The organism is Actinokineospora pegani (assembly GCF_009745975.1).
In the GTDB taxonomy this organism is placed as follows: Bacteria; Actinomycetota; Actinomycetes; order Mycobacteriales; family Pseudonocardiaceae; genus Actinokineospora; species Actinokineospora pegani.
On sequence record NZ_WHOL01000109.1, the window covers coordinates 18770 to 34440 of the forward strand.

Here is a 15671-nt window from a genome sequence, read left to right on the forward strand (position 1 = left end):
CTTAACCCGTGCAAGCTGCTCCGTGATCGTCGGGTATTGAGGGAGTGCTGACCGACGAGTTGCGGGCTCGTCTGGAGTCGTTAATCCCGACCATGAGAGTGGTGCTCTGGGCATAGGTCAGCGCGAGCAACCAGTCCCGCCGGTCTGACCGTCGCTCATGGCGGACGTAATTCGTGTGGAAGAATTGATGACTGTGGTGGAGATTGGGATCCAGTCAGCGGACGTCGGTTTTGACCTCGACGTCGCCGCTTTGCTGCGTGGCATCCCCGGCGGCTACGCGCGGGTACGAGCCGAAGCTGCGACCACGTTCATGCACGAAGCGGTGGGTGCTATACGCCCGTCTGCGAGGCAGGAGATGGTCGACGGGGTCGAGGACTTCGTCGTCGTGGCCCGGCGACTGCTCGGTGAGGCCCTCACGGCGCTGCGACGAGAACTCGGTCTCACCTCGCTGGGGGATTGTGTGGGATTGGCTCTGCTCCTCGGGCAGACCGAGGTGATCGTGGGCCTGCCTACCCCGTCGCCCAACGCTTTCGCCTACGAGATCGAGTACCTGGCGTCCTGCCGGGCGGCCGAGTCGACGCGCACTATGTGGTTCGCGTCGTCGCGTCGCCGCGCCCAGGCGACGTTCGAGGCCCTGCGGTTGGCCAGGCAAGTCCGCATCCTGCACATGCAACTGGACTCCGCGTCGAGGGTCCTGACCGGTGGCCAGACCTACGAGAGCATGAAGGAGAGCTTGTTCGGCGAGAACCTGGCCGAGGAATGGGTCTCGGTCAGGGGCTCGTTCATAACTCGTTACGACTGGGAGTACAGCAACCGCCTCGCCGAGCAGATGCGGCGCCGCGGCGTCCCCCATCCGAGGTTGGAAGCGCTCAGCTACCTGGTCTCCTCCTTGCTGAGTCGCATGTACCCGGCGATCGCGGAGTTCCACGCGGCCTTGTCGGAGGAGGACGGCGACCTGCACACTGCCGCGACGCAGCATCGACTTGTCACCGGCGCACCCACACCTCGGATGAGTCGGCGCCACGCCGCGTTGATCGTCGAGCGCACCCGTCTTCTGCCCATCACGGTCGAGGAACTGCTCGAAGCAGCACCCGTCGAGTTGGTCGACGATGTTCACGCCTGGACCCAGCACCTCACCGTCAAGCCCGACGACCTCGGCCGCAATACCGATGGCGTGAGGTTTTTCGACTCGGCGCTGGCGACGGCGCCCCTGCTGGCCACACCGCAAGGACTGCTGCTGGCGCTGGTGCACGCGCCCCTGAGCGACCTGTCGCGCGTGATGGAACGGGTCTTCGGTGATCAGCGCAGCCTGCCGTACTTCGAGGCGCGAGGGGAGATGGTGGAGGCCACGGCACTCGAGGCTCTCACCGCGGTGTTCCCCGACGCAGCGACCATGGCGGGCGGCACCTACGCCGGTGACCGGCCGGGTGAACGCATCGAGGTCGACGGTGTGCTGCGGTGGAAGGACATCGCCATCGTCGTCGAGGGCAAGGGCGGGTTCCTGAGCCTGCGCGCGCGCCACGGCCAGCGACGAGCCCTGCTCGCTGACCTGCGCTCCACCATCGGGGACGGCTTCTTCCAGGCCACGCGATTGCTGCGCACGCTCGACCGCAGCCGTCGGGTGGATTTGGTGGGCGACAAGGGCCAGGAGTTGCGGTTGTCCCTCCCGGCGATCCGCCGCGCCTACGTGATCATCCCCACGGCAGACAAGATCGGCGGCATGACGATTCTGCTGGACCAATTCTCTCGCAGGGGAGTCCTGCCGGCGGGGGCTTTGCCGTTGATCGTCTCCGTCCAGGACCTGCGCCTGATGTCGGAACTGCTCGCCACACCCCTGGAGTTCGTCGCCTACCTCGACTACCGGGAAGAGGTGCTGGCACACCCGGAGATCCAGATCATCGACGAGGAGGAGCTCCTGGGGCACTTCGTCGCCGGGAATGACATCGTCGGCACCTTTCAGCAGCGAAAGTCGGAATACAGCTTCCAATTCCGATACACCGAGTGGCGCAACAAAGTGCACCCGCTGTTCCTCGGCTCCAACTCCCAAGAGCTGCACCTCAATCCGTGGATCGGGGCCAGGGAAACCGCGCTGGCGTTCGGTGGTCCTCTCCCGGACCGGCCGCGACGGCACTCCCCGGTGACCATGCAGCGGATCGAGCAGTTCTTCGACGACAGAGACGACCTCGCGGCGGCGTCCTGTGCGATGAGGTTCCCCCACGACGCCTTCGAGGACTTCGACCGCGTCGGCGGCGTCGCAACACGAGGCGCGCCTGCGTTGGGCTACGCAGGGAACGCGGGCATCGCGATCCTCGCGCCGCGGGACCAGGTGCGGACGGTGCGCCGCACCGGACGGGTCACCGCCTTCCGCGAGGCCATGCGCTGCGTCGCCTACGTCCAGCACACCAGGCACGGGCTACGTCTTCGGCACGTCGAACACACCCCCCAACACGTGTTTCCCGCAGACGGCCACAGCTCACTTCTGCACCGCTCCCGGCTGGGAGACCACACAAACTGGTTCGCCGAGTTCGCCCGACGACGAGGCGGTGCCGACACCGAACTCAGCGACGCCGACCACCGCACCATCGCCGCGCTGGTCCAGGCTGGCCTCGACGAACACCTCGCACTCGGAGTCACCCGACACAGCCTCGGAGCCCGAGTCCTCGAACTCGCCGACGACCACATCAGCCTGCACCAAGCAGCCGACCTCTACCTCACCCACGTTCGAGCCACCGCAACCACCCTAGACGTCGCACCAAGCGAGCTCGCCCTCACCACTACCGCGATACGCCAAACCCTGAACCTGGCCACCGACGGCCACATCGACCCCAAATCAATTCCCCAACTATTGCACATCCAAGTCACCTCCCCCGACACATCAGCCAGGGAACTCGCAGACCACGCCGGCCTGCTCACTACCCATGCCGACGACTTCACCGACGCGATCCGCGGCGCCCTCGCTGCCCTCGGGACAAACCTGGAAGAGGTCCATGCACTCCGTAGCGCAGACCGACGAAAGCTGAGAAACCGACTCGTAGGGCAGGTACGGTCCGTCATACCCACGGCCAACGCCAAAGCCCTGGCCCACGCCGTCGACGACTACCTCACCAATGACAAAGTTCAAGACCAACGCGCCTGAGTGGCGATGCTCGCGGAGTTTCGATTCTCGGGTACACGTCCTTCGGCGCAGACGCTCCGATGGTCTGTCTTTTCGAAAGCCCATGGAGCACCTCCGCTGGCTGATGGCGAACGCCAGCGGCCGCCTTGGGGGACGCCGCTCAAGCGGCAAGCCGTCTACAACCTTGGCGGCGGCCCCGCCGGGTACGCCCGAGCCGAGCAACTCGCGGAGCTTCCCGACGAGCTGCGCGGATGGGCGGTGCGCTTCGAAGCGGGGGCAACAGCGTTCTGATCTCGAAGAGAGTGTCCGACTGATTGACGACCAAGGCGAACTCACCGGGAGTGCTGATGAAAGTCGACTGCGGACGCAGGTCTGACAACGTACTCGTGAGTGTTGTCGAACTGTCGTTCTCGTATGAAATGTCATCCCCCGTACGAGGTGCTGTCGGGAAGTGAAAACAGAATGGGAATCTGCAGATGGTCGAGTTCTCCACTTGCTATGGTCAAGGGGTGATGCCCGCAGGTTTCGACCCCTCGGAGTGGGAGCTGGTCAGCAACGTCCGCGACCCCTGGGGGCAGATCCCGTTCACCGACGGCGGCCGGTTCCTTCCCGAGCGCGCACGGCAGTACAAGGAACGTCTGCTCGCTCAGGCCCGAGAGGGTGATCCGGTCAGTCGCCGCCACCACTATGTCCCAAAGACCTACTTGCGGGCTTGGTCGTTCGACGGCAGGCGGGTGTGGGCCCTGGACACTGTGCGGCATACCGTCAGGCCGCTGGGGCTCGCCGATGTCTGCGTGACAGAAAACTTCTACCGAGTGGTGGGGGCGGACGGGCAGGAGCACAACCGAGTCGAGTCGCTGTTCGGAGTCGTCGACGCCGAGCTGCGACGGGTCCAGACCCTCTTCAACAGGCTCGAGGATCCCGATGAGTTGGAGTTCGACGACTTGATCGCGTTGGGCGTCACCATGGCCATGCAGCGCCAACGCACCGCTCAACAACGCAGGTTGCGCCTGCAGCAGGACGCCTGGCTGGTCGCACAACAACCCGACCGTTTCACCTCCATCGACGACCCCGAACAGCCGCTTCGGGTGGCGGGCATCCACACGGAGTTGATGTTCACTGACATGTGGCGCTCCGCCGACGTCTTCACAGGCAGGCAGCTCGAGATCTGGCACGACCCCGAAGGCCGCTTCACCACCTGCGACGCGCCGGTGTTCGCTCCGTTCCGGCGTCGCGTCCGGCCCGACCTGAACAGCACGCCCTACATCATCTGGCCGATCAGCCCACACAGAGTCATCGCGCTCAGTAACGACTTCACCGGCGACAAGGCCGTCATCCGGCCCGCCACATCGCAGATGAGGACACTCGTCCGCACCGGCGTAGAGCAAGGGCGCGAACGCATGATCTTCGCCAGCGCCGAACATCGACAGGACCTGCCGGAACGCCGGCACTTTCGACGTCGCACGCAGAGCCGGCTCCGGTGCTCGCACCGAGCCCCCGACGGACGCCCGTTGCGGCCCCCCGGCTGCTGTGTGGAGATCAGAGAGACCTTCGCCGACAGGCCGGATGTAGTCCTGTGCGACAAGCCCGACCACCTGCCCGCACCGCGGATGTATGCGCACACCTGACCACAGCCCACCCGGTTCAACGTCCCACCCGCGGGTGATGTCGGAACCCGGCTCCAGGTCGATCGTCAAGCAAGCTCGTGTCGTGTGGGTGCCCGTGGTCAAGAACTGGGTGCCGGAGATGAGTCCAGAACGATGTCCTCAACCTCTCTGCCGCCTCCGCGTCCGGCGGTTCTTGACGGCGCCTCTGCTAGATTCCAGGGGTGGCCGGACGCTAGATCGTCGAGGTCGAGGAAGACCCTGCGCGGTCGATGAACGGCGAGCCGTGGTCGAGCGCCGCTAGGTTCAGACGCGCCGGGGCTTTCACCCTCCGCCTGCGCCGGGGACGACCGGTGGATCTTCCTCTACACGGCGGCCCCGCTGAAGGTCGTCGGCGGCACCGGTGCGCCCGTCAACCTCTTGGTGATCCGCTGACTGTCTGTAGGGCAGGAGACAGGCGATCTCATCGCGACCGGCTGGCCTGGCTTCAGCCTGCGGTGATCCACTCTGCCGGGACCAAGGCGCCCTGGCCGTGACGCCACCGCCGGATTACCGCGGATGCGAAGACCGGCTGCTCCAGGTCCGCGTGTTCCATGGCGATGACTTGGAGCTTGCCGTCCGCGGTGGTGATGGCGTCGGCGATGGCTTGGTACGCGCGCAGGAGAGCTGCCCGGTCGGACTCCTCGGCTGGCTCCAGGTCCGTTCCCTTGTAGTCAGCGGGAAAGTAGACCTGGGAGGGCTGGTCGAGGACGAGCAGCTGCGGCACCGGCCGCTCGCGCTCGATGAACCACTCGTGCAGGCTCAGGAACGCGGCCAGGTGGTAACCCAGCCAGTTCTGGCCGCCGCCGATCTCCCTGAGGGGGACTGGTCCGTCGTCGGTGTCGGCCACGACGGTGAGGCGCCGCAGGTCGAACCGGATGGGGGCCTCGGAGTGCTCGAGGACGAGTGCCCGGGCCTTGGCGGTGATCTTCTGGTTGATCAGTGACAGGCTGCTGTTGACCCGATCGGCTTGCACGTCGTGGCCGAGGGCATCTTCCAGTTCCTCGATTGCTGCGTGCATCTCCTCGCGCCGGTCGCGGATGCGGGGGGCAACTGTGTAGCGCGCGGCGTTCTCCAGGAAAAGGCTGATGCGCCCGCGGACGGCGGCGGCGCGCAGCGTGGTGTCGCGGTACCGAGTGGCCTCACGCATGCCTGCCTCGAGTGCGTCGCGTTCGTCGTGGTTGGCGCTGAGTGCGCGGCGGTGCTCGCGGAGCAGCTCTTCCTGCTGGTCGATGAGAACTTGGATCTGCGGGGTGTCGTCACTGACGTGGACGACGCTGGCGTTGAGCTCCTCCAGGTCTGTTCGTAGTGCGGTCACGACGGCGCTCGGGGCGGTCACCTCGCTGTTGCAAACCGGGCACTGGCCTGGAGACATGTCAGGGCTGAGTTTGAGTAGTGACAGGGAGGTCAAGCGTTCGCGGTGGTCGAGTGCTTGTGTCAGAAACTCACTGCGGTCGCGGAGTGCGCTTCTCAGTTCGGCGAGCCGGGCGCGCGTCTGCTGGAAGGCGATGCGCAATCGATCCCGCTCCTGCGAGAGGGCGGCCAGGGGATCGCCTTCGTCGTCGGGGATCTCGGGCAGGCCGGGCAGGGGTGTAGAGGCGGCGGTATCGAGCAGTCCGAGCGCTTGGTCCAGTGTGAGCTCGTCGGTGTCCAGCGGGTCGAGCAGTGAGGTCTCGACCGCTTCTCTTACCAGGGCGCGAGCCTGCCCGGACGCGGGCGCGGCGGATTCCTGCTGGTTGAGATCTCGTTCATGGGTCCGCAGGTCGGATTTCATCCGCTGCAGCTGAGCACGCTGCACAGCCTGTTCGGGGTCCACGGCCCCAATGAAGTAGGGGAAGATGTCGCGGATCGTCCTGGGGCCGTGATCTTCGCCCTGCGAGTGGAACAGGTGGTCGGGGTTCGCCACCACATTTTGGGCTTGGATACAGAAGTACAGGGCGTGTCGGATGGACGGGGCCATGGTGTTGCCCCGTGTTGTGGGCAGGCGGATCGAGAGGTCGATGCCGGTGAACTCGGCGAGCAGGCTGCGCGCGGCCTCAATGGTGAAGGTGAACTCCAACTGCGCAGCAGCCAGCGGGAGAGCCCCAGGCTGCTGGAAAACCAGGCACAACCGGGGGTACGGGGTGGTTCCGCGCGCTGCCGGGCGGGCCACGAACAGTTGGCGGTCGCCGCAGACGATCTGCACGGCGAACACATCGACGTACTCGCGCAGCTTGCCCGCGCTGATGGGGTAGTTGTCGCCGCTGCTGGCCATGCAGTAGTTGGTGACATCCCAGATTGAGGTCTTTCCCGTGAGAGAGTCACCAGTGACGATGTTGAGTTCGCCGAGGTTGAACTCCAGGCTACGCACCTGGCCGGGCTGCTTGCCGTAGAGGGTCAGGGACTTGAGCTGCCAGGTCACGGTCGTACTCCAAGCAGGGTGAGGATGGTGGCGGTGGGTCCGCCGGTGGGCAGCCACCGGCCGAGCATGTGGGCGGCCTTCTGGACTGCGGCGGCTTCGGCCGATCGGTTCCGGATTCCTTTCGGGATGGCCTTGTCGCGCAGGGTGAGTGCGGCTCCCTCCAGAACGAGGACCCGGGTCTGCAACGCGAACAGCAGGCCGGGGCGCACCACGGCGAGAAGCCCAGGGGCGTTGGCGGACATGTGGACCTTGACGGTCCCGTTGCTCTCCGCCCACTGGGCCATGTTGGCGTTGGCGTTCGGCAGCAGGTCCCGGACCGCGGGCTGCAACGCCATGACGGCGGAGGCGACCACGAGGGGCAGCGGACCGGGTCGTTCGTGCGCTTCCCAGTGGCCTTGGACGACGCGGGCGCAGACCAGGGCGGTAAAGGCCGGATTGTACAGCGCCCGCTCTTCCCTGCTCCACTCGATAGGGCCGCTCACGTGCTCGACACCGATCCGAGCAGCGCCATGAGGCGCTCCTGGAACTCGGGGTGCCAGCCGACTCGCTGCTCGTCGGCCAGGATCTGGTACGAGCCCTTGGTGACGAACGGCTCGTCGCATCCCGGCCGGATGGGAAACCGGGCCTGGTGATCGACCCACCGGTAGATGGCGCGGGCCTCGCGGACCTTGATCTCCTCCGCGGCCTGTTCCCCCAACTCCTCGCGCATCTCCTCGAAGCGGCTTGACCACTCCTCGACGAGGCGCTTCTCGTATCTGCCCAGCTCACCGGGCCGAAGCAGGTTGTCGTTGACCCACCTCGAACGCTGGGTGAATGCCCGTAGGTAGTCGCTGACCGCCTGCTGGATCCTGCTGTCACCGACGTTCACGAGGCGCAGTTGCCGGACGTAGACCTGGTCCCCGCCATCGGAGTCGGCGCCGCCCACCTCGGGCAGGTCATCGTCGATGGGCAGGCTGTCCGGGCCGAAGCCCTTGCGGCGGTCGCTGAACACCACGTCGAACTCCAGACCGGTCACCGGCCCCGACGCCGGGTCGCGCAATTGAGCGACGACCCTGCGGAAGAACCACCCGTCGAGGCGCTCCAAGAAGACCTTCGCGTGCTCGTGACCCACGGCGACGCCCAGCAGGCGCAGGAGGCGCTCGGTCGTCTCGTCGATGTCGGGCGCCGCGTCGAGCACGCGGACTCGCTCGAGCAGGGATCCACGCTGGTCGACTGTCAGTTTATCCCACGCCTCGTACGCGGACTTGTTGGTCTTGTTCATGGAGGTGCGACGGGCTTCGTCGAGCAGCTCGAGTGCCTTCGCCTCGTCCCGGGGGCTGCCATGGCCAGGGGGGCGGAGATGGTAGGCGGCGCCGTCCGCGGCTGCTTCGGCGGTTGTGAGCAGGAAGAAGGTGGGGCGGTCCTGGCCGGGGGTGGACTCGGTCCACCCGCTGGCCCAGATCCGTAGGCTCTTCCACAGGTCGGTGGCTTTGTCGGTCATCCTGGTCCCTGGGGCGCGGTGCTTGAGCTGGTAGAGGCCCGGCCCCGCGTCCTCGTGGACCTCGATGTCATCGCCCGCTTCGATGGCCACGGACCAGTCGGGACCGGCTCCTGTCTGTTCGACGCAGAAGTGCAGTGCCTTGCGGAGCTGGTAGAGGTAGCCGACCGCCGACGCCGACGCCTCGAACAAGTCGATCTGCTCACCCATCTCAAACCTCCCTGCCGCGTCGCCTGCCGATCACATGATCCACCTTCCCGCCGTTAACCGTGGCGAGGTGCTCGCGCGTTACACGGCGTTGTGGCAATGGTGCGCGTGACGATGGCGCGGATGGCGTTCAGGACGTCACTGCGCAGGCTCGTGGTCTGCAGGCTCGCGGTCGTCAAGGCGGCTGGCGATCGTCGCCGTTGCCTGCTTTGCTGCCGCGACGGCGCGTTCGACGTCGACGTCGCGGCGATGGTTCTCGGCTCAAGGGACGCCGACGCTGCCCAGGGAGGGTTGCTGGTCGGTGAGGACCGGGGCGGCGGCGCTGTAGACGCCTAACGACCTCGTGCATGGTTGGTGGTCGGGCGCGTTGAACTGGGGAAGCGACTGTTGGTGATCACAATCCGCTTGCCGGATTGAGGGCTGCGACTTCGGCGGGCGTGGCGGTGGGCTGGTGGTGCGGGGACGCTGGGCCGGTCGAGCAGTCCGGCCTCGCCGTAGCGGCGGTGGCGGTTGACCCAGCGCGACGCGCACTGCCGCGAGATGCCCATCTCAGCCGCGACGTGGGCGATTGGGCGGGTCTTGCAGCGTTGGACGAGGCGGTGGCGGCCTTCGACGGACAGCGGGGCGTTACGGTGGAGCACGGACGGGTCTTTCTGCTCGGCGGACGAGTTGGTCGCACTTCTCATCCTGCCGCCGAAAGACCCGTCCCCTCGTCTCAGGCTTTACCAGCCGTCACCAACGTCATGACCCGCAACACCTAGTTATCGGAATCGGGGTCCACATGTGCGTCAGGGGGTGTAGCGCCGTCGTGGTCTGGCTCCAGGTATGGCCTGATTGTCTCCGGGGCGCTGCCGTTGAATTGCCGCCCGTTGAACCCGGCGATGCCGCTGAACTGCGCGTCACCGAACTCGGCGTTGCTGTCGAACCGTGCCTGACCGAACTCGGCTTCGCCGTCGAACCGCGCCTCGTCGAACCGGGCTCTGCTGTTGAATCGTGCCTGGCTGAACCCGGCGACACGGCTGAGCCGCGCTTCGCTGAACCAGGCATGGCCGCTGAACCGCGCCTTGCTCAAGGCGCCCCGACACCCTCGACGCCACCGTGCACGACGCGGTGGCACACTTCTGCACCGCATGGGCCCCACCTACAGCCACCCGCATTACCTCAACTGTCAGCTGAGTTGTTACCCACACGGTCTAACAGGACGAACTCGCTGCCGTCGGTCTCCTGCTTGTCCGTCCGACGAAGTAACCCGTGGGCACTGAGAAAATCGATCATCACCTGTACCGCCTCGCCTGCCTCCCAACTGCCAGGCGCTGAGCCATGGTGAGCGGCACCGTTGCGCAACTCGTTGAGCCGAAGCAACCGATCGGTCGGAACGGCGAGCGGAAGGCCAGAGTTGCTGGCGATGGAGATGTAGGTGCCTAGGGCTGTGCGGTTGCTGATGCGGTTCCGCTGGCTTTCAGGCAGCTGATTGGCACGGTCACGCACGTGTCGGCCGAGAACGATCTCCAGTGCTGTGGCGGCATCGAAGATCGCTCGCCGGTTGGCGTTGCGGCGTTGTGCCGCTCGTGCGTCCCGGCTCAACACCTCTTCCAGAGGGGGTTCGTGGCCGTTCCGAATGAAAGAGAGAATGGCGGCCCATTCCTGTGGGTGAAGGGGACGAATTCTTGGTGTGGTGATCCGGACACCCAGCGCGTCGTCGGAGGGCGGATCGATGAACGTGAGCCCGGTGCCGACCATCTCCGCGTCGTAGACGCGGTGGCTCGGGTCGAGATCCTGCCCGGTCATCACCTCCGCCCAGGTGCGGACATCCTCCGACCACCTGTTGATGTACTCAGCGAGCTGGTGCTGGGGAGTGAACCAGGGCACGTGGTCGTAGCTGGGGCCTGCGACGGCGGTGATAGCCACACGGTGAAGCGCGGTCGCGGGTCGAAGCGACTCCGGGATGAACGCCCCGTATTCACGCGTCCACACGACCTGCCCGTCGGTTGACTCCTCCCATGCCGCGATCCCTGGAACATCCGGGGCAGCCCCATCCGGCGAATGGTCCCGCGGCATCACGACGTCGAACCGGAGGTCCCCATACCCCGTGGAATGGGTCGACCCCAGCGCATCGCACATCACCCAGATGGGCACCGGCAGCTCATAAATTGCCAATATATCCATATCGGTATCCGAAGAGCCCTTGTCGTCGTGTCCTGTCGTTCGACAGAACGATGGTTGGCGGGTGACGATCACCGCGCGAAAGCCCATGGTGCCAGTCGCCGATGGTTCTGCTGGCACGGTTTCCCGCCACAGCACGTTCGTCGGATCACTCCTAGCACGGGCGGAGGCCGACTGGCACGGACGTCCCCGACGTCCGGTCCTCCGGCCGGACAGACGGCAGCTGCACTACTGTGGCGCCATGATCGATCAGATCCCTTCTGCACCCGCTCACCACGCATCCGTGGCAGTGGTCGTTGACTCGAACGCGATGTGGAACCAATGGGGGTTGACGGGCAAGTCGTGGGAGCGTCTCCGAACCCTGGTCGAACAGGGCCGCATCAGTTTCTGCGTTCCGGATGTAGTAGTCCAAGAGGTTGCCCGCGGGCGCCGCCATGACGCCAACGACCTCGTCAGCGAGCTTGATGCCGTCGGGTTGCATCGGATCGAACGACTCATGAAGCTGGGTTTGCCCATGACGCGAACAGATTTGACAAGCCAAGTCCATTCATTGGTCGAAAACTACGAGACCGAACTGCGGGCTCGCCTCGACGAACTCAGAGCGGTGATCATCCCCGTGCCCTCGGTCGACCACCAGGTGATCCTGGACCGGGCGTTGCAGAGACGGCGTCCGTTCGACGCGGAGGGTCGCAATGGCTACCGCGATGTGCTGATCTGGCATTCCCTACTGGATGTCGTCGAGCGCGGCCACGACGGGGTCGTATTCGTCACCAACAACACGAAGGACTTCTGCACTGGGAAGCCGCCGAGCCTATTGCCGGCATTGGTCGCTGAACTAGCCGAGGTCTCTCCTGGAGTGAAGTTGGTGGTGGCCACTACGATTGCTCACGCCAACGCTGGCATTGAGGAGGTGGAGCGCGCTCTCGGCCTGGAGCACCCCGCCTTCGCACGTCCCAAGGACGAGGACATCAAGGCCGCATTGGATCTCTGTGTCGACGTCGAGGTGGCTGGCGTGATACCCCCGACTTCTGGACGTTGGGGCGCAGAACTCGACAACGGGTGGGAATTTCGCTCTATCATTGAGGACGACCCGGTTGAGGCGGTGTCAATCGATTTCGATCTCGCCACTCTTGTCTGCGCTCCCGATGGGGAGAACTGGAAAGAATTTACCGCAACCGTCGAGGGCACTGTCACCTTGGACGGGTTCGCGTTCAAATCCGACTATTACGGTGAGGACCGAATCAGTCTGGATGTTTTGGACTCAGACTGGAACAACCACTACATGCACGTGAACGAGTACCACGATGCGACATTGACATTTCGCCTCACGCTCGATGAGAAAGGCTCCGCGATCGGTGAATGCTGGTTGGAGCACGCGGTGGAAACAATCAGTCCGGACGAGGATCAACCGGGGGAGCGTTAGCCAGCCTCGCACGCAGCGGTGTCGTGGCCGCGACGCTGCAGTGAGCAGGGCGCGTTCCTCGGGCCCGTAGCCAATCTCACAGCGCCCCGCCATGTATCCCGGACACCCGCCAACCGACCCGCCAAATCTGCCGGACACCGCCATCTTCGCCCGGGTAGGACAACGGACAACAACTGTTTGTTCCGCTCGAAGTTGGCGGACGACTAAAGGCTGTCTCGTAACCCGGTGGTTGGTCGCTGCGGCAGGTGGTTGATCATGTCCGTGTGCAGCTGATCTCGGCATCGAGCCCGGAGTGGATTCTCCCGTTCACCGGGTTGCGGCCCGCCTGGTTCCGCAAGCTGGTGCGGGTGGTCGCCAGCCGTGGTGGTGAGGAGATCGCCGACGGGCGCCCCGGCAGGCAGTGGGCGCTGGGCCTGGCCGACCGGGTGCTGCTCGTGGCCACCTACTGGCGCACGAACCTGCGGATGCGCCAGATAGGGCCGCTGTTCGGGGTCTCGCATTCCGCGGCGCACCGGCTCATCGACACCATCGGACCGCTGCTCGCCCTCGCCCCGGTCCGCCGCAGGCGGGCCGATCGGATCGCGATCGTCGACGGAACCCTGATCCCGGCCCGTGACCACCGAGTGGCGGCACCGTCGAAGAACTACCGGTACCCCACCAACCTGCAGGTCGCGATCGACGCCGACACGCGCCTGGTCATCGCCACCGGCGACCCGCGACCAGGCAACCGCAACGACTGCACTGTCTATCACGACTCCGGCATCGCCAAGAAGTTGACGGGTCGCCCGGTCATGGCCGACGGCGGCTACCAGGGCAACCCCGACGTGATCATGCCCTATCGGAAACGACGTGACGGGCAACCACTGAAGACCTGGCAGGAAGATCTCAACGTCACCCATCGCAAGATCCGGGCTCGTGTCGAACATGCCCTGGCGCGCATGAAGTTGTCAGCATCCTGCGCGACCACCGTCGCGCCGCCGGCACGCTCGGCGACACCGCATCCGGCATCGCCAACCTGCACAACATCATCCTCACCGGCTGACCGACATGTGCCGCCACAACAGCACACAAGATCAGTTACGAGACATCGTTTAGCCACCGAGGAGTTAATCGACGCTGTGGGCTCGGCAGTGCCAACCTGAGCACTGGCGCAGCACAGCGCTTCATCGAACGGTCAGACGCCTGAGGCTTGGACGACCGCTTACTTTTGTTGTCGCACTTACCTACTGGCGGGCTTTCTGCGAGAACAGGAACGCCACCGTTACTCGCCAGCACAGCGCTCGAAGCCTGCACGATTTCCAATCGTATTGGCTTCAGTATCACTCACTGCAACTAAATCTTGACCCAGTGTGCCGATGTTATGGGCGGCGACAGGTGTGTTCAGTTCTGCAGACCGCGTTGGAGGACGGCCTGCAGAACTGCTGGCGTCGGGATGGTCAGTTGTTGTCGTCTGAGTTGCGGCCTCGGGTGCGTGCTCGTGAGGACTTGAGGGCCAGGGCTCGGAAGTAGGCCCTGCGTGCGCTCTGGGCGCGTCGTGCGCGTTCGGCTGTGGGCAGGGTTCCGTCGGGGTCGACCTGCCTGTCGAAGCGGTCGAGGGCGGCTTGGCGGGCTGGCGCGGTGCGGGCAGTGCGGTCTTCAGTGTTCTGCCATGAGGTGTGGGCGGCGATCTGGGATCGCAGGGTGCGCTGTGCTGGTGTCAGTGAGTCCATGTGTCCAGTACAGCGCCGGTGTGGCACCGGTCAGGTCAACCGAGGTCGGTCAGGACCTCGATGTCGATGATGTCGTCCAGAGCAGCCGGGTCTCCTTTGTCTGACCGCTGCGACGACCAAAGCGTTCGCGTCGCTGAAGTTGAGAACGCCGAGGGATGTCGACTCGATGAATGTGCTGCCGTCGCGCTTCGCGCGGATGCCCCATAAATCCCTCGTGATGCCAACTGCCGTAGTCGACATGAGTGTCTGCCTCCTCCTGCGGCGCTTCCACTTGATTCCTCGGCGCTCGGCTGATCCGTAGGCATCGCACAACCCGGTGGGGCTGGGGTCAGCTGCCTGACCCCAGCCCGTGGTGCTATCTGTCGCGGATTCCCAATCGCTTGTGCTCGGCGAGCGCCCGGGTGGCTGCGGCGATGGCGGCGTAGTGGTCGACCATCGTGCGGGTGGCCCACCCGCAGATCTGCATCAACCCGTTCTCGGAACCGCCGTTGAGGAGCCAGTTGTGGGCGAAGGTGTGGCGGAACATGTGCGGGTAGAGGCTCGGGATGCCCGCGGCGTCGCCGAGGCGGTGGACCATGCTCTTGACCCCGGCGATCGTCAAGGGCTTGCGGCCGGTCTCGTCCAACCAGAAGTGCGGCAGGGCGGCCCCGGGTTTCTTCGACCGGGCCCGGTCGTACTTGGACAGGGTGCGGCCGGTGCGGTCGCCGAAGGTCACGATGCGCTCCTTGGCCCCCTTGCCGTGGACTTTGATCCGGTCCAGGCGCAGGTCGACGGTTGCGGTGTCTAGAGAGGTCATCTCCGCGCAACGCAGGGCAGTGTCCAGGAACGACTCCACTAAGGCCCGGTTGCGCAGTGACCGGAAATCCTTACCGGTGCACTGGGCCAGCAATGCCTCGATCTGGTCATCGGTCAGGATCGGGGTGAGCTTCTGCCCCTTCTTCGGCAGGGTCAGCTTGGTGAACGGAGAAAACTCGATCTCATCGTCCTCTTCGAGGAAGCGGAAGAACTGCTTGGTGACCTTGAACTTGTTCACCGCGGTCGAGTCCGACCGGGTGGAGATCATCCAGTAGATGTACTCCTGGATGTGTTCCTTGGTCACCGCACACGGGTCCTCAGCGGCTGCGGCGATGTCGATGCCGGTGAACCGCGATTCCCAGTCCTCGGCCCATTCGCGGTGGGCCTCACCGGTGTGTTCGTCGAGCGGTGCGCCCTGGGACAGCCAGTGATAGAAGTTCGCCAGCTGCACGACGCCGAGTTCGTAGTTGTAGCGGGTGGACTTGGGCTTGTTGTTGCTCCGCAGCGACCGGTCCCAGGCGATCACGTACCGTGACCATGTGGGGTTGGTGGGCAGTGGGGGCTCGGGCTCGTAGGACATGTGCTCTACCTCAGGGTCAAGGTGGCACCGAGCGCTGTGCTCGGTGTGGGAGCACGGCCCAAGCACAGAAAAGAGGAGCCTTCACAGGCTCTCACCTGCGAAGACTCCTCTGACCGTCGGGCTGACAGGATTCGAACCTGCGACCCCTTGACCCCCAG

At 65.2% G+C, this 15671-nt stretch carries 10 protein-coding genes and 2 pseudogenes; 5 read left to right on the forward strand and 7 right to left on the reverse strand.

Annotated features, from left to right (window positions below; translation table 11 throughout):
• The first annotated feature begins 187 nt into the window (after positions 1–187).
• Positions 188–3136: a hypothetical protein gene (locus tag GCL84_RS21970; RefSeq protein ID WP_156757425.1), complete on the forward strand. Its 2949-nt coding sequence runs from the start codon at positions 188–190 to the stop codon at positions 3134–3136.
• A gap of 455 nt (positions 3137–3591) precedes the next feature.
• A complete protein-coding gene (locus GCL84_RS21975) occupies positions 3592–4743 on the forward strand; it encodes a DUF4238 domain-containing protein (RefSeq protein WP_156757426.1) in 1152 nt (383 codons plus the stop codon).
• A gap of 463 nt (positions 4744–5206) precedes the next feature.
• Here GCL84_RS21975 and GCL84_RS21985 read toward each other — a convergent pair whose 3' ends face one another.
• Genes GCL84_RS21985 through GCL84_RS21995 form a run of 3 tightly spaced genes read right to left on the reverse strand, consistent with a single transcriptional unit; the run spans position 5207 to position 8846 of the window.
• Positions 5207–7159: a DUF3732 domain-containing protein gene (locus tag GCL84_RS21985; RefSeq protein ID WP_156757427.1), complete on the reverse strand. Its 1953-nt coding sequence runs from the start codon at positions 7157–7159 to the stop codon at positions 5207–5209.
• The gene (locus GCL84_RS21990) at positions 7156–7641 is read right to left on the reverse strand and encodes a three component ABC system middle component (RefSeq protein ID WP_156757428.1); all 486 of its coding nucleotides are present in this window, start codon (positions 7639–7641) and stop codon (positions 7156–7158) included. The genes GCL84_RS21985 and GCL84_RS21990 overlap by 4 nt, the downstream gene beginning before the upstream one ends.
• Positions 7638–8846, reverse strand: coding sequence for an ABC-three component system protein (locus tag GCL84_RS21995; RefSeq protein ID WP_156757429.1), 1209 nt, complete (start codon positions 8844–8846; stop codon positions 7638–7640). The genes GCL84_RS21990 and GCL84_RS21995 overlap by 4 nt, the downstream gene beginning before the upstream one ends.
• Positions 8847–8942: 96 nt before the next feature.
• Between GCL84_RS21995 and GCL84_RS22000 the strand changes: the two genes are divergently transcribed.
• Entirely contained in the window at positions 8943–9179 is a 237-nt protein-coding gene (locus tag GCL84_RS22000; RefSeq protein WP_197523436.1) for a hypothetical protein, read from the forward strand.
• Between the two features lie 82 nt (positions 9180–9261).
• Here GCL84_RS22000 and GCL84_RS22005 read toward each other — a convergent pair.
• The 3 genes and pseudogenes from GCL84_RS22005 to GCL84_RS22015 all read right to left on the reverse strand — a co-directional run.
• Positions 9262–9484: pseudogene (locus GCL84_RS22005) on the reverse strand (helix-turn-helix domain-containing protein); the annotation flags it as partial.
• Positions 9485–9600: 116 nt separating this feature from the next.
• A complete protein-coding gene (locus GCL84_RS22010) occupies positions 9601–9915 on the reverse strand; it encodes a pentapeptide repeat-containing protein (RefSeq protein ID WP_197523437.1) in 315 nt (104 codons plus the stop codon).
• An 89-nt stretch (positions 9916–10004) separates the two neighbouring features.
• Positions 10005–11144 (reverse strand): hypothetical protein, encoded by a 1140-nt coding sequence (locus GCL84_RS22015; RefSeq protein ID WP_197523438.1) that lies wholly within the window; start codon positions 11142–11144, stop codon positions 10005–10007.
• 103 nt (positions 11145–11247) lie between these two features.
• Between GCL84_RS22015 and GCL84_RS22020 the strand changes: the two genes are divergently transcribed.
• The gene (locus GCL84_RS22020; RefSeq protein ID WP_197523439.1) at positions 11248–12429 is read left to right on the forward strand and encodes a PIN domain-containing protein; all 1182 of its coding nucleotides are present in this window, start codon (positions 11248–11250) and stop codon (positions 12427–12429) included.
• A gap of 263 nt (positions 12430–12692) precedes the next feature.
• Positions 12693–13471 (forward strand): annotated as a pseudogene (locus tag GCL84_RS22025) (transposase).
• 1022 nt (positions 13472–14493) lie between these two features.
• On the opposite strand, the gene GCL84_RS22030 reads toward GCL84_RS22025, so the two are convergent.
• Positions 14494–15513 carry a tyrosine-type recombinase/integrase gene (locus GCL84_RS22030; RefSeq protein ID WP_156757433.1) on the reverse strand — a complete coding sequence of 340 codons (1020 nt, stop codon included), beginning with the start codon at positions 15511–15513 and terminating at the stop codon, positions 14494–14496.
• Positions 15514–15671 lie beyond the last annotated feature (158 nt).

Bases quoted from the DNA above. Each gene is read 5' to 3' on its own strand.
- GCL84_RS21970 (WP_156757425.1), top strand. From the start codon at position 188: ATGACTGTGGTGGAGATTGGGATCCAGTCAGCGGACGTCGGTTTTGAC.
- GCL84_RS21975 (WP_156757426.1), top strand. From the start codon at position 3,592: ATGGTCGAGTTCTCCACTTGCTATGGTCAAGGGGTGATGCCCGCAGGT.
- GCL84_RS21995 (WP_156757429.1), bottom strand. From the start codon at position 8,846: ATGGGTGAGCAGATCGACTTGTTCGAGGCGTCGGCGTCGGCGGTCGGC.
- GCL84_RS22000 (WP_197523436.1), top strand. From the start codon at position 8,943: ATGGTGCGCGTGACGATGGCGCGGATGGCGTTCAGGACGTCACTGCGC.
- GCL84_RS22020 (WP_197523439.1), top strand. From the start codon at position 11,248: ATGATCGATCAGATCCCTTCTGCACCCGCTCACCACGCATCCGTGGCA.
- GCL84_RS22030 (WP_156757433.1), bottom strand. From the start codon at position 15,513: ATGTCCTACGAGCCCGAGCCCCCACTGCCCACCAACCCCACATGGTCA.